The organism is Myroides indicus (genome assembly GCF_004364575.1).
In the GTDB taxonomy this organism is placed as follows: domain Bacteria; phylum Bacteroidota; class Bacteroidia; order Flavobacteriales; family Flavobacteriaceae; genus Flavobacterium; species Flavobacterium indicum_A.
Genome location: NZ_SOAG01000017.1, coordinates 33,278 through 54,645, shown reverse-complemented (window position 1 = coordinate 54,645; position 21,368 = coordinate 33,278). Strand labels below are relative to the sequence as shown.

8 protein-coding genes are annotated in these 21,368 nt (G+C 38.0%); all 8 read left to right on the top strand.

From position 1 onward, the window contains the following. Positions 1-198 precede the first annotated feature (198 nt). Entirely contained in the window at positions 199-1,980 is a 1,782-nt protein-coding gene (locus tag C8P70_RS08345; protein ID WP_133712882.1) for a T9SS type A sorting domain-containing protein, read from the top strand. A gap of 12 nt (positions 1,981-1,992) precedes the next feature. Then, positions 1,993-12,684, top strand: a complete 10,692-nt coding sequence (locus C8P70_RS08340; protein ID WP_133712881.1) for an RHS repeat-associated core domain-containing protein — start codon at positions 1,993-1,995, stop codon at positions 12,682-12,684. 13 nt (positions 12,685-12,697) lie between these two features. Beyond that, positions 12,698-13,198 (top strand): hypothetical protein, encoded by a 501-nt coding sequence (locus C8P70_RS08335; protein ID WP_133712880.1) that lies wholly within the window; start codon positions 12,698-12,700, stop codon positions 13,196-13,198. A gap of 36 nt (positions 13,199-13,234) precedes the next feature. Continuing rightward, complete coding sequence (locus tag C8P70_RS08330; RefSeq protein WP_133712879.1) at positions 13,235-14,128, top strand: RHS repeat domain-containing protein; 894 nt, start codon at positions 13,235-13,237, stop codon at positions 14,126-14,128. A gap of 4 nt (positions 14,129-14,132) precedes the next feature. Continuing rightward, positions 14,133-14,729 (top strand): hypothetical protein, encoded by a 597-nt coding sequence (locus C8P70_RS08325; protein WP_133712878.1) that lies wholly within the window; start codon positions 14,133-14,135, stop codon positions 14,727-14,729. A gap of 112 nt (positions 14,730-14,841) precedes the next feature. Then, the gene (locus C8P70_RS08320) at positions 14,842-15,933 is read left to right on the top strand and encodes an RHS repeat domain-containing protein (protein WP_133712877.1); all 1,092 of its coding nucleotides are present in this window, start codon (positions 14,842-14,844) and stop codon (positions 15,931-15,933) included. 684 nt (positions 15,934-16,617) lie between these two features. Further along, a complete protein-coding gene (locus tag C8P70_RS08315; protein WP_133712876.1) occupies positions 16,618-19,713 on the top strand; it encodes a SusC/RagA family TonB-linked outer membrane protein in 3,096 nt (1,031 codons plus the stop codon). Positions 19,714-19,717: 4 nt separating this feature from the next. Next, positions 19,718-21,223: a RagB/SusD family nutrient uptake outer membrane protein gene (locus tag C8P70_RS08310; protein ID WP_133712875.1), complete on the top strand. Its 1,506-nt coding sequence runs from the start codon at positions 19,718-19,720 to the stop codon at positions 21,221-21,223. Positions 21,224-21,368 lie beyond the last annotated feature (145 nt).

Below are 21,368 nucleotides of genomic sequence, written 5' to 3'. Positions count from 1 at the left end.
CTATAGTTTTATTTTAAATAACTTCTCATTACCGAGGTTTTTTATCAGTTCAAATCCCTGTTTTATTCGATTATCTAAAAAACAGAGAAGCCTTGAAAAGTAAACAAAAACTAATCTGTTAAATAAAATAATCTTTAGCGCAGTTTAATTCATTTTTTGTGAGTTTATCTCAAAACTGTTTGTTGTAAAAATAAGATTATGGTACAAAAAATCTTCTTCGCCTCGCTGTCTTTACTAACGTTTTTTTGTTCTGTTCCTGTAAGGGGGCAAAAAAACTTTAAAGATTCGCACAAAGTAATTTGGATTAAGAATATCGGCACTACTGCCGATCAGGATAAGGGATTAAATTTTCACAGACCCATACAGTTTAGCGGAGATTTTGTAACGTTAAACAAAAAATACACCTCTTCGGTTTACAGCTACGTTTACTATGTTTTAAAAAGCGATAAAGCCGAGGAAAAAATCTTTTCCTTGTATTACAGCGGAGAACTGCACAGTTTTTATACCGATAAAATCAGTTCCACATTAGAACGACCTTTGGATTTAAATCTATTGTCTCAGGGAGCGATGGTAAATTTCAACTTTTACAATAAAAACTATAAAAAAGACAAAAAAGAGGGAATTCTTTACCTGGAAAACAGCTATGACAAATCCCTTACAGAACTGTATGAAGTTCTGGTGTGCAGCAGTTGTGCAGATCAGGAGCTTAGAAATAAGATCGAAACCTATTTAGCCATCAAGTACGGCATCACGCTGGAGCAAAAGCAAAAATATACAGGCAGCGATGACAGAAAAGTCTGGGATGCAAAACACAACAGAGATTTTAATAACCGCATTATCGGAATAGCCCGGGACGATTACTTTGGATTAGAACAAACGGCTGGTTTTAGCAATACAGAAGATTTTTTTATTGTCAAAAGAACAGAGACAGAAGAAAAAATAAAAGACAAAACCTATGTGTTGGTCGGAGATAACGCAGGCGATAAAACTTTTGACAAAAATACGGGAAAATACAAACGCAGATGGCTGGTACAGAATCACGGAGACAGTGATGAGCGCATAGATGTAGATATTTTGATTCAGCCCGATGGCGAGTCAAGATATTTTTTGCATACAAGTGACGGAGCAGAAATAGAAAACCATCTTGCAGATACTTTAAAACTCAGTTTTTCCGACATAGCTATCGGCAAAGGACAGTTTCAGTATTTGACTTTAGAAAAGAGAAAAGAATTCAACTTCAGCATTGAGGAAAACACCCGGGGCATCAATAAAAATCACATATTGGGAGTAAATGAGGCAGGAACGGCGCCGTTTTATATCACGGCTACTGATTTGGAGACCCGAGAGCAGTATTTTTTTGTAAGTGAAAACACAGAATTTGAACTCGAAGACCTGCCCAGTGCACGCTATGCTTTTTCCGTAAAAGACGCCGAAGAAAAAGAAGCAGAACTCAAAGAAATCTATCTGGATTTTTCTCAGAACAAACTCATCAGTCTGGCGTCAAACTGGTATTTGCAGGGCAATAAGATGATGGAGATTAAGCCCTCATTGCAAGGCGGTAAAAAAGACTTGGAGTACCGGTGGTATTTTGGCGACAAACTAGTTTCCAAAACCTCGACTCTATTTGTGAATTATGCCGGAGATTTCAGCCTTGAGGTTTTTGACAGAAAAGGCAGAAAAGAACAGTTTAAATTCAGCGTCAGTACGGAACACGACAAGCAAATAGACAGCGAATCACAGTGGATCGTCAGTCCCAATCCGGTTAATGCCGGCGACGAATTTACGGTGACTTACCATTTCGAATCACCTAAAAAAGTAGATTTCTACATTTACACGCTGGAGGGCAAGTTTGTGCTCCGGGATCAATTGGGCATCATAGAAGGAGGAAGTTACTCCTACACCCTTCACGGAAAAACCACTTACCTGCTCATTCCGATAATCAATACCAAAGTTTCCACCGAAAAATTAATTGTAAAATAAACCTTGCTGATAATGAAGATTTTTAAGAAATACGGAAAGGAATTTTCTACTGTTATATTGCTGTCCTTTTTACAGGGATTTGTTTTTGAATTTTTTATAGCTTATGCTCAGCCGGCGGCGTATAATCCGGTATTTGCGGATTATGTTTATTACGGCAATGCATCGGCAGAGTACGACCAGCCGCTGGAACAGAGTACGGGCTTTGAAGAATATACCGCAGAGGCAGAAGAAGTTCTGTCTGCTGAACCTGTGGTTAAGGAAGAAGCAAAAGCAGTTCCTCAGTCAGTTGGGGAAAAAGATCAGTCCATTGAAAATCTCCGTTCAGAAACGGAAGAATCAAGCCGGGCTGAATCTACGGTGCTGTATCCGGCAGATTTGGCTTTTGGAATTATAGGAAGCAGTGAAAACCTCAATTTTGACAATCCGGAAGACAACTTGTTCAAGATTGCCATAGCAGAAGCAATAGACTATCACGCTTCTTATGTGCTGTCTTACGAAGTATACGGCATGTCTACAGCTTCCGGCGTGGCAAAAAGCATTAATACCGCCACCAGTACAGGCGGTTTTTTTACCGCTAAAAAACAAGAATGGTCCCGAATTTCGGAATTTGTCTCTCCGCACAACCTAAAAGAGGGGATTAACACCGTTCTTTTTACCGGAGATTTAAAAACCGCCTCGGGGTATCTGGTAAGAAATGTCCAGTTGGAAAAGAGACAAGAAGAACAGCAAGAGCCGTTTAAGCTTAACGATGTCGTTAAAAATTCCCAAAGCGGCGAAATATACGTTTCGGGCGTAGTATCGCTTAGCGATCCAGCGGTAAGTTTATATGTTTCGGGCGAAGAAGCAGCATTTCAAAACTACAATTTTGAACATTTGGTATCTGTTTCCGCAGAATCAGAAGGAGATTTAACCCTGGAACTCAAAAAAGGAGAAAAGCTCCTTGCCAGCCGCCGTATTTCTGCACAAGAAATACACGAAGCAGAAAACATAAAATCTTTTGACTATGCCTTTACGCGTTTTGAGTCGGAAGTTCATACCGGAGAAGAAAAATATTTCCAGCTTGAAAATGTAACTCTGACCTTTCCGGCAGAAAGTTATTCGCGCGACTTTACGCTATCGGTACAAGAACTGCGAACCAGCGATTACGCCCCTACCGGAATGGCATTGCGCAACGTCACGCAAAACAATTCAGCATACCGCTTTTTGCCCGACGGCATTCGGTTTGACAAAGAAGTAGAGCTAAAATTAAAATACGACGAAACAGCTATTCCCACAGGATACAGCGCCAAAGACATTCAGGTTTTTTATTTTGACACCGAGATCAAACAGTGGACCAGGGTAAAAGTAACCGAAATTCTGGAAGAAACTCAGGAAGTAGTCGCGGTGACCAATCACTTTACCGATTACCTTGCCGGAGTAATACAGGAACCGGAAAGCCCGGAAACCAACGCTTTTGCACCTACTACCATTACCGGAATTCAGGCAGCCAACCCGACAGAGAATATTCCGATGGTCAGCGTCCCTCAAATCAACGACAAAGGAGATGCGGTTTTAACCTTTCCGCTGATGCTTCCGCCGGCTCGTCAGGGTATGGTGCCGGATTTGTCCGTCAATTACAACAGCAGTGCCGATGAGGGAGATTTTGGTTTAGGCTGGAGCCTGTCTGTACCGACTATTTCGGTAGATACGCGCTGGGGAGTACCTACATACGATTCGGCAAAGGAAACAGAATCCTACCTGTTTAACGGCGAAGAACTGTTACTGGTAAAACCCGACAAAACAATGTATGTACCCCACAAAGACATTTTAATAAACCGGGTGTCCAATGCGGTATTTCAAAAAGCACAGCACGATCCTTCTGTAGAGATTACACGTATAGGTAATTCTCCTAATGATTATTATTGGATAGTTAAGGATAGTAAAACCGGATGGAACCATCTTTATAGAGAAGTAGGTAAAGGAGAGTGGCTTTTAAGGGAGGTAAGTGATATGTACGGCAATAGTATGAGATACAATTATAGTGCACCAAAAGAATTAGGCGAAATCATATATAACAAAAATAATAATCTTAACAATAACGGTTTCGGAGATTTAAGTGTAAAAATAATACGGAGAAATTGGATAGATACATCCAATAAGAGCAGAATGGATGTTAAAACCAATAATCGTTTTGGAATTGAAAAAATAAGCCAGCGATTAATAGATAAAATTATAGTTCATTCTGCTGAAATAGAATTGGATGCAGGTAGGTGTGTGTTTATGGAATATGACTTTGTATATAAAGAGGGAAAATTTGGCAGAAGTCTCTTACATAAGATTATACATTCAAATTATAATAATAATGATACACCTTGTGGTTATAATACCAATACTGATTTAACGCCGATTGTTCAGGAATATTCTTTTGATTATCATGACGATATTGGCAGCGGTGGATTGTTTGAAAGCAGCGGAAAGACAATTAATACCTATAAGGACTATGAAACTGAATATGATAGCTTTAAAGTATATATTTCTGCTTTGGGAGGCAGTGAAGGAAAATCGAGTCATTTTGGAGGCGGAGCCTCCGGGGGCATTGTTACTCCCATATTTCCGGCATCGTGGTTGCCATTTAGTAGAGCTGCTACTATAGGCGGGAATCTGGGAGGAGGTTCGTCTAATTCGGAAACTAAAGTATTGATGGCAGATATTGACGGTGACGGCTTGCCGGACAAAATCTTTAAAGGGGGTAAAAAGTTTTTTTACCGGAAGAATCTCGGAGGCAAGTTTTCAGAAGAAGTCAAATCTATCAAAAATTTACCGAATTTGAGTTATACCAAAGGCAATAGCTCGGACGACTCCTATACGATAAATATTTTGGCAGGTAGTGTCACAAAATCCACTTCTGAAAGCCGGTCAACTGTTTCTACTTATACAGCGGATGTCAATGCCGACGGACTATTGGATGTAGTGGATAATGAACGGGTATATTTTGGCTATATTGATCCGCAGACTAAACAGCCGGCGTTTAATCTGGATAGTTCAGTTACGCCAGCGATTGTACTGAAAGAAGACGACGTAGCTCCGGTTTTAAATCCGATGCCGGAAATGGGGCTGACCAATGGTCCGATGGATTTGGTGATGGTTTGGCGAGCGCCAAAAAACGGAACGGTTACTGCAACGGGAATTATTACCAAACAACACATCGCCTTGCAAAGCGGAGTTAAGTTTTCGATTGAAAAACTACACGAATCCAACATGGGTGAAGCTAGTTTTATCTTGGGACCTAACTTGATGCTTTCCGGTAGCGAATCACACAATAATACCATAAATGTGGTAAAAGGAGATTTGTTGTTTTTTAGAGTGCACACCAATCAGATTCCGTTGGAAGAATTGGGGGTAACCTGGAATCCGAAAGTGAGCTATACGGGACCGAATTTAGATCCGGTATTAACCTCTTCCCGTCATACTTCTTCTTATCAAGAAAGTTTTATTGTGGGGGCGAATTATGAAGAAACGTTTAAAAAGAATGGACAGTACAGATTGGAATGGGCGCCTTTTAGCCTTTATGATGTGGATCGGGTAACCATTAAAGTGTCTTACTATAAAAAGGATACTAATAATGGGGGGAATATCCCTGCGAGTGGCAGCAGTATGGTACTTTATGAAAAAACAAGTGATATTCAGACTACTACCGCTTTTCCTTCGCCTAACCTGTTAATCAACATGAATTCGATTATGTCCAATCCTACCAGTTTTCACTATATAAAAGTAGAAGTATTGAGCGATTCGGAGATAGATTGGAAAGATATTGACACTAAATTTAAGCCCAAACTGACCTCATTGGATACAAATAATGAAGATCTCTATCTGATACCTTATTATTCTAATTACAGCCGGGTGTACATTAGTAATCCTCCTTTAACTTTTATAAGTTCAGGAGCAAACTATACGGTTACGATTAATAATAATTTTACGTTGCCGGGATGTACAGAGGAAATCTGTAAAGACCGCTATGTTTATTTAGTTGCCAAATGGCCTAACGGGGATATAATTGGTTTAGTGAATAGTAGTGGTTCTCCGACAGGATATTGTAAATATCGTTATAAAATTGATAAATACGGTAAGGTTATACAAAAACAACGCCTTAATGCTTCTTATGTATATGAAAATATAGGCAACACGGATAATATTAATTTAACAGGAAGAGCTGTAGGTGAAAAATTCTTTTTTGAATATTATTCGCCGGAGTATAATTTAGCAGAGCGACTGGATGCATTCCAGAATAACGGCACTAATAATCTGATCCGCATTCAGGGGACGACGCCTTATGCAAATTATGTGACGGGAGCCGACAGCAATGGTAAAGTAAAAGCGAGTATTTATTCTTCTGAAAATACTGCTGCCTGGGGTAATATGTTCCGCAATTGGGGGCAGTTTGCTTATAAAGGAGCAGAAATTGGTGAAATGTATCAACCTATTATGGGGAAACATATTCATGTCTATAATCCTAATTTGACAACTAACACAGGAAGATCTGTTGATGATATGGTAACAGATACCGGTATGACTCTGGATGATGTAGATAATAATTTTGATGATTTAAAAGAGCTGGGAGGGAATGTATCCGTTTACTTTGGAATGCTGATGCCTGAAAAAAAGCGCAATCGCTGGCAAAGTCACGAACATTTGTATGTGTCAGATTCGAAAATAAGTCCGTATATCCGGTTTTTGACCGACGATATTCCCGATTTAAAACCGCCTACGGTTCCGGTAAACAATTTTGGAGCCTATGGTATTAATAAATACACCTATTTTAAAAATAATACCACCAATAAGTCTTTGGGTTTTTTGATGGTCAATGTCGGCAATACCAAAACCAGTGGTTCAAGCGAACTTTTGAACGAGTTTATGGATATTAACGGAGACGGTTTTCCGGACATCATCGGTAAACAGATTCAGCTGACGGCTAAACGCGGCGGGTTGTCTTCTAAAATAGTGAATGTAGATTTTAATACGCAGACGGCTATTTCGGGCTCAGGGAGCCTGGTAGGAGGATCCAGTGCGGGGATTAAAGGTAGTCCATTATTGTCTGAAAATAGTAAGCTTAATATAATAGTAGGAGATCAGGGAAGTGGTTCGCTCAGTAGCAGTTCTTTTAATACAACCAATGCCACCCAGCGGTTTTATGTGGATATTAATGGTGATGGTCTGGTAGATATTGCTCAGGACGACGGTAAAGTGTTTTTAAATTATGGAGGTACTTTTACCGAAAGTACTACCTGGAGTTCTTTGCCGGTACAGGAAAGCAGTACGCGTACAGGTAATGGTGGCGGTGGTTTTGGGTTTTCCGGGATTTCCAATATGGATTTATCTTTTGGAGTGAGTATATCGTCGAGTACTTCAAAAGACAAAGTGACGTATATGGACTTAAACGGTGACGGGTTGCCGGAAAAGATTGTAAATGGAACAACTTACTATCTTAATCTAGGAACGAAGTTTGACACGGTTGGAAATAATTTACCGGGCGCACAGACACAAAAATCAACAGAAGCAGGCTTGAATGGTAATGGTACAGTTTGTGTTTATTTTCCAACTATATTTTTGGTTGGTCCCAAACTTTGTGTTTCTTTTGGTGGAGGTACAGGGCGAAATATTTCCAGTGAAGAATCCCGTTATATGGATTTTGACGGCGATGGCTATCCGGATTATGTCACTTCTACAAAAAATGAAAGTATGACGGTGTATCACTCCCGTATTAAAAGAACTAACCTTTTGAAAAAGGTAATTCAATCTACAGGAGCAGAGATTGAACTGGATTATGCCGTAACAAATCCGGTAGACAAATCCGTTATAGGCTCTACGTATAAAATGCCGTATAAAAAATGGGTATTGACCAAAGTGTCTGTTTTTGATGGATTTACAGGTGACGGAGAAGATATTACCCGCTATGCTTATGAGTATTTTAACGGATACAAAGACCGGAAAGAGCGCAACTTTATGGGCTTTGGAATGACCAAAGCGCATTTGCTGGATAAAGACGGCTGGGCATATCGAACTGACGTTACCGAATACCTGCTGAATGATATGACGGAAAATGAGTTGTATCGTCCGGGTACGAGTTCGGACTTAAAACAGTATATCTATAAAAAAGGATTGCCTAAAAAGACGTATACGCTGGACAGAACCCAGCGGTTAATGAATGAAACGCAATATACCTATAAGTTTTACGACAGCGGTAAGGTTACCGGAGACATTAATACTACCGCAACTTCTGCGGCGGAAGTATCTGTATATACCGAAAAAATGTCGGTGTTGCCGTTGGTCACTAAGGTAAAAAACAAGGTTGTTAACTTTGACGAAGATTCCACCAACAGCTCATTTGCATTTGATACAGAACAACGGTTTAACTTGTACGACAAAAAAGGAAATGTTAAAAAATATGTGGATGTGGACCGAGGACTGACGGTTGATATTCAATACAGTTTATTACAAAAAACACTGCCAATTAGCCATCGGATAAGCACAACTTCCGGTAATCAAACGCTGCGGTTAACGGAATCTACAGTGGTAAATGGCGTACAGATAACGGAAGTGCGAAAATATTTTACCGATACACAATACGTCAAGTGGAATTATGAATACGATTTTTTAGGCAATTTGACTAAAAAAATATTTCCGGAACAAAATGGACAACGCTTTTTTTATGAATACCACTATGAAGATCATAGCAGACACAGTTATTGGGATGTAGATTTTAGAAAAGTTTTTCCTTCTTTTATAAGAGATAGTTTTGGTAACGAAATGTATGTTTATTACAATATTTTTGGTTTGCCTATGGAAGTAAAAGATATTTATGGAGTAGAAATGCGCTATAAATACGATTATATGAACCGATTGATTGAGTTTAAAGGACCCTATGAAACGGACTGGACTATAAAAAATGAATACCTTGGTAACAGACGGGCGGTAACCAGCCATAATTTAGGACAAGGTGTACTTTATACCGGCATGATTAACGATGGTTTGGGAAGAACGGTGCAAACGAAGAAGTTGCTTAAACAAAGTCAGGGTAACAATCCTGCCTGTGGAACGGGACCTTTTAAAAACATGAATTTTGTGGTTTCCGGGGATGTGATTTATGACGAATTTGGACGAGTAATTGAAAATTATCTGTCTGAAGAGGAGGAAGTTAATTGTCTTCCGGCAGGAGCGTCAACTACACCTTCAATATTGAGTTTGGTGTTGACTACTTATTACAATAGCAACCGTATGGCAGAGAAAAAAACAAGCCGATTATACGACAATAAAGACCGTATAACGGAAGAGTTGGTTTATGGTATCAACGCCCGAACCAAGACCAAATATGCTTTTGGACCAGATAAATACGGTGCAACTGCTTTTACGCATGAAATAACTTTGCCAGAGGGCAATAAAACGGTTACTTATACCAATAAGTTGGGATTGACTACTTCTCAAAAACAAATTGATAATTCTACAGCGCTTTGGACAAATTTTGAATACGACAACCTGGGACAAATCAAAAAAGTAGAAAATGCTTTAGGGTTACAAACGACTTACAGTTATGATCGACTGGGGCGTGTTTTACAAAAAATTCTGCCAGCAGCGGGTATTACCAAATTTAAATACGACGATTTAGGAAATGTAATTGAAAAAGAAGATGCCAACGGAACTAAAGTAATGTATGCATACAATTTTAATCGTTTAACAAAGATCATAAATCCAACTATAACCACCGATTTTACGTATGAACAGGGCGGACGGTTAAAAAAGATGGAAGACTTGTCGGGCTATCACGAGTTTGTGTACGGAAAGTTGGGCGAAGTGGTAGAAGATACTAAAATGATACGAGATATTGCCGGCGGTGAGCACTTTTTTAAAAGTAAATATAAATACGATTCGTGGGGCAGGCTTTTAGAGATGGTATACCCGGATCAAGAAAAGGTGTTTTATAACTATAACAGTATAGGTCAGTTGATTGAAATTCAAAATGAAAATGGAGAGTATTATTTAAAAAATGTTAAATACAACTATTTTGACCAGCCGTACTATATCAAATATGGCAATGGTGTAGAAATGACTCAGGAATTTGATTTAACTGAACGACTAAGAGCCGCTCAATTGTCGGCACCGGATATGGGCAATCCGAATCAACTGAATGTTTTTTCCAGAAATGTGTACGGGTATGATAAAAACAACAATGTAACCAGTATGTACAACAACTTTAGCCAGCACAATAATGTAGTTGTAGGTGGCACGTACATTAAAACGTATAGCTACGATAAGTTTAACCGATTGCAAACAGCACAAGGAAATTGGGATGGCTTGCTGGAAACGCATGATTTTATGTTAAATATGGAATACCGGGAGGATCATTCCATTCAGGCAAAGCATCAAACCCATATGTTTACCGATAAAAATACTGGACAACTTGAACATACTGAAAATTCGTCTGACCGGGAATATGGCTATGATGCTACAACCTCCCGAATGCAGAGTATAAGCGGTTATCACCATGGGGAAGGAGCTTTTGAAAAGCTTTATTATTACGATAATAACGGGAATATGACCCGTGTAGAATATCCTAATCCTTTGCCGTTTGATGCCTTTTTTGTTAGAGGTATTGATTGGGATGCCAATAACAACATTACGCAGATCAATGATAACCAGAGTGAGGTAATCAATACCTATCTGTACGACGGGAAAGGCGAGCGAGTGGTTAAAAGGCAGCAAGGCAGCAGTTCTATGTCTATAAATGGGGGTGGTCCGGTAAACGGGATGTACGGTACAGAAGAAGTGCTTTATCCGAGCGGTAATCTGACCTATAATGAAAATATGTATACCAAACACTATTATATAAATGGCAAGCGATTGGCTTCCAGAATTGAAGATTCGAGTTATCCCGGACACTTTATGGATAAATATTTTAACCAAAATGAAGTATCACCCCATGAAACCGGGGGTATGATGCGTATGCAGGTGTCAATGAATAATTCAAATAGCAGTACTCAAAACATTGGTGGCATAGAACCGTTTCCAACTATCTCGCCACAAATATGCGAAAATCAGATCAATATATTGCTCAATGTACTGTATAACACTCCTGAAAAAATAGATTGCAAAAATGCCATTTTAGCTATTTTAGAAAATCATAAAGTGTATGGAGGAAGATGTAAGGAGTTTGCTCCGGCAAATCCACCAGGGTCAGCAGGTTGTTTGGAATGGGAACTTTATGTAACGGGATATAATTATTGCGACGCTTTGGAAGAAATCAACGCATTGGGTTGTATAGAGCGTACACCGGACGGAATGATTATAGACCCGTCAACGGGGTATGTGTACGACCCTCTAACGGGCTTGCCGCATGATCCAATAACGGGCTTGCCGATAGATTTGGGGTTAATCGGGAATTATAATCCTGTGGAGTTGGAGTGTTACAACAAATTCCTTAATTTTATTGATTATTATAAAAACAGGACAGATAAGCCAGCAGAATATTTTGAGCTGATTCAATATTTGATTTGTCTGGATGATGGAAACTGTTGGGAATGTATCAAACTACCTCATACAGAGGGTACGGAAGTAGCGTGTTTTGTAAAATTTTGTGAGTTGAATATTCCGGATATTGAAGAAGAGGAAGAAGAAGTAGAAACTCCCACATTTCCGGTTATTGTATTAGACCCGGGTGTGAATGATACGTGGGATGATGAAGAACCGGCACGATCCGATATTGTAGCTGATCCGATGGCACAGGAGCAACCGGTTTGGTGGTATCACAGCGACCATCTGGGCAGTACATCGTACATTACCGATATATTGGGCAAACCGTGCCAGTACATAGAATACCTGCCGTTTGGAGAGGTTATGGTACAACAAAGCACCAACAATATTTTTGAAAACGTGTATAAGTTTAATGCCAAAGAGCTGGATGAAAGTACGGGATATTACTACTATGGAGCGCGATATTACGATCCTGCTATTAGTATCTTTTTAAGTGTGGATCCGTTGGCGGAGCAGTTCCCGAATTATAATCCATATACTTACACAATGAATAACCCAGTGAACTTAACGGATCCTACTGGAATGGCTCCGGAGGGAGCAGGGGATCCTGATAAACAACCACAACAATCCCAAAAACTTTTAAATATCAAAATTTATGGTCAAGATAAGAGTTTGTATTATGAAGGAAAGCCATTTAGTTTTGGGAAAGGAGGGTTTAGATTCTATAGTGAAAAAGGAAGTCAGGGAGATTTATCATTATTGAAAGGGAATTCAGGAGAAGGAGAGCTTATAAATGCAGATTTAATATATGCATTTGCAAATTATACAAAAGGCTATGGAGTTGGTAATACATATAAAACGGTCAAACAAGGAGCTGAGTTTGTAGGAAATATATTTGAAGCTTTTGATAAAGGACAAAATATAGTTGAAGATATTAATAGAAATATTGATGCATCTAGAACAAATAAGACCACCTCTCCTAATGAAAATACTAGTGGAGATATGAGATCTAGTACGGTATCAAGTACAGGACAAATGAAGTTTACATTAAAAGGATACCGAAATAAGGATATGTTTAATAAATCCAATGAAGCAGTAACCAGATGGAAAAAAGACACTATTATAGATATAAAAGATTTTAAACAATTAGATGCTAAAAATAAATCAGATTCGCTGTATAACGCACAAAAAGGGAGTAGATAAAAATAATATGAGTATGAATAAAAAATTGTTATATATTTTGAGTGTTATGCTTTGTATATCATGTAAGCATAAAAAAGAAGATACTTACAATTTGGATAATCAAATTGTTTATGATCAAGATATATCTGTCATTAATTTTCCGGATACAGTTTATAAGAATTTAAAAATAGAAGGAATAATTGATTATAATTTTAATGAATACAATTCATTAAAAAATCATATTGGAAGAGGAAGTATATCAAGATATATTCATTTTTATCCATATGTATCGAAGGATAAAATTGTTAATGAAGATGATTTCATTATTAAAGATACTTTTTATACTCAAGATATAAATAAAATACTTTTTGACGTAAGATTTGATAATGTAGGGGTTTTTTACTTAAATGGTATTATTAAGGATATGATAATTTTTGATACTATATCTAATATGGAAAACTCGGATTCGAAACTACCTGCTCAATTTAGTTATGTTTTAATCAATAAAAAAGTAGTAGTCATTGATAAAGAATAGCACACAAAAAACTTAGAAAAGCAAACTCCAACCGTTATGGTTGGGGGTTTAAAAGCACAGCAAAGCACCAACAACATCTTTGAAAATGTGTATAAATTTAACGGCAAAGAGCTGGATGAGAGTACGGGATATTATTATTATGGAGCGCGATATTACGATCCTGCTATCAGTATATTTTTAAGTGTGGATCCGCTAGCGGAACAGTTCCCTGCTTGGAATCCGTATAACTATACAATGCAAAATCCAATTAACTTAACAGACCCAACAGGTATGGCGCCTGAAGGAACTGAATATATAAGACCTTATTATCATATATATAAAATGAGAGGCGGAGATATTACTACAAATCAGTTGCCAGATAAATTCCAAAAATCAATTAATGATGTTATGGCGACAAAAGTAGGAAATAGTTTCTTCTCTAATTTTATGAGAAAAGGTGAATCTTTTGGAGGAAAAACTGCTGATTCAAATGGGAAATATTCCAATATAGAACTGCAAGTTTGGGGTATAGAAGATAAAGAAACAAATGGGAATTATTGGGCAACAGCAGGAGCAGAAGGGTTTTTTAGAACAAAAGTAGATGATAATGGGGATTTGGTTTTTTCTATTATTATGGATCCTAAATATGGAGAAGAGTCAGTTGGTGAAAGCCTTTTGAATGAGATCACAGCCCATGGACAACATGTTGAGGCGATAATTAATTATTATAATGAGAATGGAGCAGATAAAACTAAGCAATATTTGAAAAATACAAAAACAGGTAATTCAGATCATAAAGCATTAAGAGATAATGATATGGGGAATAAGGGATATGAGCAGTATTCTAAAGGAAAAACCGAAATGATTAAGAATAATAAAAATTATAATGAAACATTTAAAAATGCACAGAAAAAGTATAATACTAATTCAACTAATTATCGCGATTTGTAGTTTTTTGAGTTGTAATAGAAAAAAAATAGAGAGTCTTAATTTAATTTACAATCAGACGGATAATGTTTTAAGTGCCGAAAAACTGAATGTTGATATTGTTTATGATAAGAAAAACATAGAAATAAAGCTAAGAAGCGTCCAAAATGATAGTTTATATATAAGATCTATAGATTTAATAGGTAAAAGTGATGGGTATTATATAGAGTTTAATGATTTGATATATGATGAGTTTAAAGTGTTAGATAATAAACCTTTTTTAACATTGGAGGAAAAATTTGATTATAAAATTGGTGTTTCTGCATTAGATAATGTTAAATACGATAGTTATAATTATAAGATTGATGATGATTTGTATGTAAAGGTTGTAACAATGTATCCAATACCTTCCTTTTTTTTCAAACTAATTTATAATAGTGATTATGAAATATTAGCATTAGAATATCATGGAGGATACCAAAAATATTATTTAGAATCAGAAGAATACAGTGAAGAAAAGCCTAAATATACTCAAATTCAAAACAAATATATTTCCTCACAGTTTGTTACTTCTATTAGAGAAGACAGTATTAAATTCAGTCAGAAGTATGATAAATGGTGGTAAATAATCCGATAGCGCGGATTTGCAATCCGTGTGTTAGTTGTATTGTTGGGAATGTATCAAACTACCTCATACAGAGGGTACGGAAGCAGCGTGTTTTGTAAAATTTTGTGAGTTGAACATTCCGGATATTGAAGAAGAGGAAGAAGAAGTAGAAACCCCTACGTTTCCGGTTATTGTATTAGATCCGGGTGTGGATGATACGTGGAATGACAATCCGCCGACACGATCTGATATTGTAGCTGATCCGATGGCACAGGAGCAACCAGTTTGGTGGTATCACAGCGACCATCTGGGCAGTACCTCTTACATTACCGATATATTGGGCAAACCGTGCCAGTACATAGAATACCTGCCGTTTGGGGAGGTAATGGTACAGCAAAGCACTAATAATATATTTGAAAACGTTTATAAATTTAATGGTAAAGAGTTGGATGAGAGTACGGGTTACTATTATTATGGAGCGCGGTATTACGATCCTGGTATAAGTATATTTTTAAGTGTAGATCCGTTGGCGGAGCAGTTCCCGAATTGGAATCCATATACTTACACAATGAATAACCCTGTGAACCTAACTGACCCAACAGGGATGGCTCCGGAGGGGAGAGATGATTGGATTGAATTGAAAAGTAAAGAAGGTAATCGTCAGTTTATCTATGATAGTGATATTACAACTAAAGAACAGGCACAGAAAAAAGGCTATAAAAATGTCCAAAATGTAAGTGTAGAAATGACTGTTAATAGCGGTGATGATAGTTATAAATTATCGGATAAAGCTACTGTTACAGATTTATCTACAGGGAATGATGTAAAACCTGGTTTTCATACAAGTGACGGAACTTATATAGGTGAAAATAATATGTCAAAAGCTACTGCTAGAGGATTACAAAAAGGAGGAGATGCTATGGTATATGGAGGGATTGTAACAACCTTTTCAGGAGGAGGAGCTCTTGGAGGTTCTATGGCAACGGTGGGTTCTATTCTATCAGGAGCTGGGACAGTGTTAGAATTAATAAATGATGGGATTGATAATAAGTTTTCAATAGAAAAGTTAGTAACAAAGGGGATGTTTTTTATTATAGGAAATAAGGTAGGTAAGATAGGTAAAAACCAATCAGAGAATATGATTAATACAGGAGTAATGAATGTTTTTGGAAAAACGATTGATGACGCAAGAGATAATCAAAAAGGTCCTTATAAAAAGTAACTATGAAGAATATAATCATTTTATCAGTAATTTCGACTTTCAGTTGGTTTTATTATTTTTATGAACGAAAAAAAGACTCTAAAAAGAACCTTGATTGGGTAACAAAATTTTGGTATCTTGGTTTAGATGTTAAAGTGCTTATTTTTGCTATAGGATCTTCATTTTTAACTCTTTATTTTTTAATCGAATATATAAAAGAGATGTAACCCAAACCAAAGAATATGTACTGAATTGTCATTAACATATACCAACGGAACCCCAACTTGTTATGGTTGGGTTTTTTTATATTACAAGCTATATACTTTTGGCTATCCAATTCTCCGGTTTGATACTTTTATGAAAGAATTTAAAAATACCATACATATGGTATTTTATGTTTATAGGTATCGTTATATTTTTGCTGTGAGATAATATGATAAGACAGGTCAACGTTTTTTATCCACATTAACAGAAGAACATTAATAAATATCATAAATGATGACAGCAATTGATTTTACCCGGAGTTTATCGCACGGCGTTATTGCCAAAACCAATGTCTATCTTTCTTCTATAATGTACATGTGCGGCTGTTGTTAGCTGCTTATTCCTTTCTCAATAGGGGATGATTAATCCTCGTCAACATTAAATTTCTAAAATTATTAATATGACCAAACGTAATTGTTTAGGTCACAGATACTAATGCATATGCAAAAAATAGTTACTTTTTTGTTTGTGTTGTCGGGTTTTGTAAATCTGTACGCACAAGAAGTTGTGGTATCCGGTATTGTTTCGGATAATCACGGAGCCCTGCCGGGAGTAAGTATAACTGTTCAAAACGGACAGTCAGGAGTGATGTCGGATTTTGACGGATCTTATTCCATTGCAGTTGAAAGCGGTCAAACACTTGAATTTTCTTTTATCGGTTATCAAACGCAGCAGTTTATGGTAAACCAGCAGACCGAAATAAACGTAACATTACAACCAGAAGTTTCTGAGCTGGACGAGGTAATCATCAATGTGCCTTATGGTACAGCAAGCAAAAAGAGCTATACCGGATCGGTTGGACTCATTCAGGCAAAGACCATTGAAAATGCTCAGGTAAGCAATGTTTCCCGAGTGTTGGAAGGAAGCGTGGCAGGAGTTCAGTCCTTCGCTGCCAGTGGTCAGCCGGGCTCAGAAGCTACCATACGTATAAGAGGAGTAGGTTCTGTAAATGCATCCAGCTCGCCGTTGTACGTTGTGGACGGAGTTCCTTATGAAGGAGGTTTATCTGCCATTGCAGCTTCAGATATAGAGTCTATCTCTGTTTTAAAAGATGCTACGGCGGCAACTTTGTATGGATCCAGAGCGGCAAATGGTGTAATTATGATTACAACAAAGCAAGGAAAGAGAGAATCGGAACCGCAGATTGAAATTTCGGCAAAACAAGGTTTTTCAAGCAGAGCCCGTCGTGATTACGATCAGGTAAATACCAATCAATATATGGAATTGTATTGGGAAGCGCTGAGGAACGGACAGATGGATGCTGCTGGGATGAGCTTGTCCGAAGCCAATCAGTATGCCTCTGCCAATCTGATTCCTTTTCTGGGAATTAACCCGTACGGATTAAATAATCCGGAACCGGTGGGTACAGACGGAAAACTGAAACCGGGGTTACAGCCTTTGTGGAATGACGACTGGGTAGATGCTTTATCTCAAAATGCACAATACACCGATATTAACCTGCGCGTTAACGGAGGAGGAGCAAAAACGAGATATTACGTTTCGGGAGGTTATCTCAACAACCAGGGGGCAATACTAGGTTCGGGATTTAAGCGCTTTAATGTAAGATCAAATATTGTGATAGATGCAAAAGACTGGTTGGAACTGGGGTTAAACTTATCCGGTTCGCATGCAATACAGGATTATCCCAAACAGGACGATAGCGCAATCAATAACGTTATAGGTTTTGCCCGCGGATTGCCTTCTTTTTATCCGGTGTATCAGCGCGATCTCAATACAGGAGACTACCTGACAGATCCGCAAACGGGAGCCAGAATGTACGATTTTGGCGCGTATAGAGCCTCGTCTTATGCGCGTTATAACCTGGTAGCTACAATGCCTTTGGACAAAAATGAGATAAAAAGTGATATTGCTACTATCCGAACCTATGCACAGGTAAAATTTTTGGAAAATTTGAAATGGAAAACTTCCTTAAACGTGGATTACAATAGTAAATACACCCACAATGTCGCCAATCCCGAAACCGGTCCTTCGGCAGATTACGGAGGAAGCGTGTATATGCGAAATGACAGAACAGTAAGTTTGACGTACAACAATGTGTTGAATTATAATTGGGATATTGATGACAAAAATGCCATTGCGTTGATGGGAGGACAAGAATACTATCACTATCAAACTAATTATTTTGAAGGATTGCGCCAGCAGCTGATTATGCAGGGATATGACTCGCCGGCTGCCGCTTCGCGTTTGGTAGATTTTACCGGAAAACCGGACGAATACAAAATGTTGAGCTTTTTTGGAAATGCTCAGTATTCATATGACAAAAAATATTATTTGTCAGCATCTTACCGTCGAGATGGATCTTCGCGGTTTTCAGATGAAAAAAGATGGAGTGATTTTTGGTCTTTTGGCGCATCGTGGAGAGCTATTGACGAGGATTTTATACAGACGTACAGAGATAAGTGGCTGTCTGATTTATTGCTGAGAGCAAGTTACGGAGCGCAGGGCAACGATAATGTAGGATATTATGCTTATCAGGGGTTATATGACATTTATAACAATCTTGGAGAATCTGGATTAGTTGCTTCCAGACTGGCAACGCCGACTTTGAGTTGGGAAACTAATTTTAATCTCAATATAGGATTGGATTTTGGATTGTTTGATAATAGATTGACCGGAACAGTGGAGTATTTTGAACGACGATCAAAAGACCTGCTTTTTGATAAGGCATTATCTCCCTCACTCGGGTTTAGTTCTGTTCAAATGAATATAGGCGGGTTAAAAAACTACGGGTGGGAGTTTTCTGTAGAAGGCTACCCGATTAAAAATGAAGACTGGATTTTACATTTGGGTGCCAACCTGACAACGTATAAAAATAAAATTACCTCTTTACCGACGGAGGAAATGTGGAGCGGCGATAAAAAATGGGTTAAAGGAGGTTCTCTATACGATTTTTACCTGATAGAATGGGCTGGTGTGAATCCCGATAACGGAAACCCGCAATGGTATGGTTTTGACGATAACGGCAATCAATTTATTACAGAAGATTACAGTGTGCTGGGTTCAAAAGATAAAGTTAAAAGCGGTACGTCTTTACCGGATATTACAGGAGGTTTTCAAACGGAACTGGGATATAAAAACTGGCTGTTATCGGCAAACTTTTCCTATGCGCTGGGCGGAAAAATATACAATAGAGACAAATTAAGCCTGATGGGGCAATCCGGCGGAGGAAATACGTGGAGTAAGGACATGCTAAGCAGGTGGACTCCCGAAAATACAGATACAGATGTAGCGCGGTTAACTACTTCTCCAAAAAGTTCTTGGACTAATTCGTCCAGCCGTTTTTTGGTAGACAGATCCTTTCTAAAGCTGAAAAATATTACGCTGGCTTATAACTTGCCTCAACAGTGGATGGAGAAGATCAACATAAGTTCAGCTTCAGTATATTTTCAGGCAGAAAATCTGTTTACATGGACAAAAGAGCAGGGACTTGATCCGGAACAGACTTTTGACGGAACAACTTATTACCGATATCCGTCTATGAAAACCATTTCGTTGGGTGTTAATTTAAAATTATAAAAACATGAAAAATAATTTATATAAAATGCTGATTGGATTTGTATTAACAGCGGTTTTGTTGAGTTCCTGCAGTTTGGATACCAACCCTGCAGATGCTGTGGAAGAAGAGGAGGTTTTTAAAACAACTTCCGGAAATGAAAAAGTATTAAATGGAACTTGGGGCTATTTGATGGAAACGTTTTATACATACGCCAACCCCGGATTTGGAGCTATTTTAAGAACTAATGATGCTATGGGGTCAGATGTAGTGCTTAATACCCGGTATGGATTTAGCTCGCATTACGGATTTACAGCGTTGTATGGTAAAGGCGGAACCAATACGCACAGTTGGAATCTTACCTACAAAACGATTAATAATACCAACAATATTATTGATAAGATACACGAGGCAATAGGAAACGATACAGACAAAAAACGAATTAAAGCACAGGCGTTGGCATTAAGAGGGTTTATGTATTTGCACTTGGCTTCGGGATATGCTTTTGCGGTTGACAAAGATCCGAACGCACCAACAGCCCCTATTTATTTAAAACCGACTACTAAAGATTCGCAACCGGTATCTAAAGCTACAGTAAGCGAGCTGTATAAACAGTCTGTAGCAGATTTGGAAGAAGCGTTGATTCTCATACCTGATAATTACAGAAGAGACCAAAAATACAAAATAGACAAACAAGTTATTTTGGGAATACTGTCACGGGCAGCTTTGTACAGCAGAGAGTGGGAAAAGGCTAAAAAATATTCAGATGAATTGCTGGAAACAAATGACTATCTGATGACAGAAGAAGAATATAAAGCGGGTTTTAATGATATTAATAATAGAGAATGGATTTGGGGACATCCGCAGACACCGGATCAGAGTGACGCCTCTTATCAGTTTAATTTTTTAGATGTTACTTCGCCCGAAAGCTATTATTTCAGTTTTAACGCTGATCCGTATTTTAAAGATTTGTTTGATGACGGAGATTATAGAAAATCTATGATTTCTTGGGCTCCGGATCCGGGCAGAGCAGTAGAGAATGGAAATTTGGCATGGACGAGGTATGCAAAGTTTAAATTTAAAGCAGGGCAAATAGCAGATATTGTATTGATGCGGACATCGGAAATATATTTGATTAATGCAGAGGCAAAAGCCCGTTTGGGAGACGGAGATGCAATTAATAAACTGAATGCCTTAAAGCAGGCGAGACATGCTGAAGCTGCAAGCGGTCTTGCCGGACAGGAGCTAATCAATGAAATATGGATTGAGCGAAGAAAAGAATTGTTTGGCGAAGGATTCAGTCTGATTGATTTAATCCGAAACCAGCAATCGGTAGTGAGAAGGGCATACCCTCAGGATAAAATGGTGGATTATGAATATGAAGATGAAAACGGAGTCATACAAACTAAAAAGCTACTGCCGCAAGGACATCGCGTTTTAAACTTTCCCGACCAAAGCGAATTTACAGCCAACAGTCCATATTACTTGTATAGAATACCGGATGTGGAAGAAAGGGAAAACGGAAATTTATAATAAGTGAATTCGAGAATGATTTATAAGGTCAAGTTTTAGATTGAGTTAGTTTAGTTAAGTGAAAAAAGGGCTGTTTTATAAACAAACAGCTCTTTTTTATTAGATCATAAATAGCAGAAATTATAAATAGTATCTTTGCAAAAAT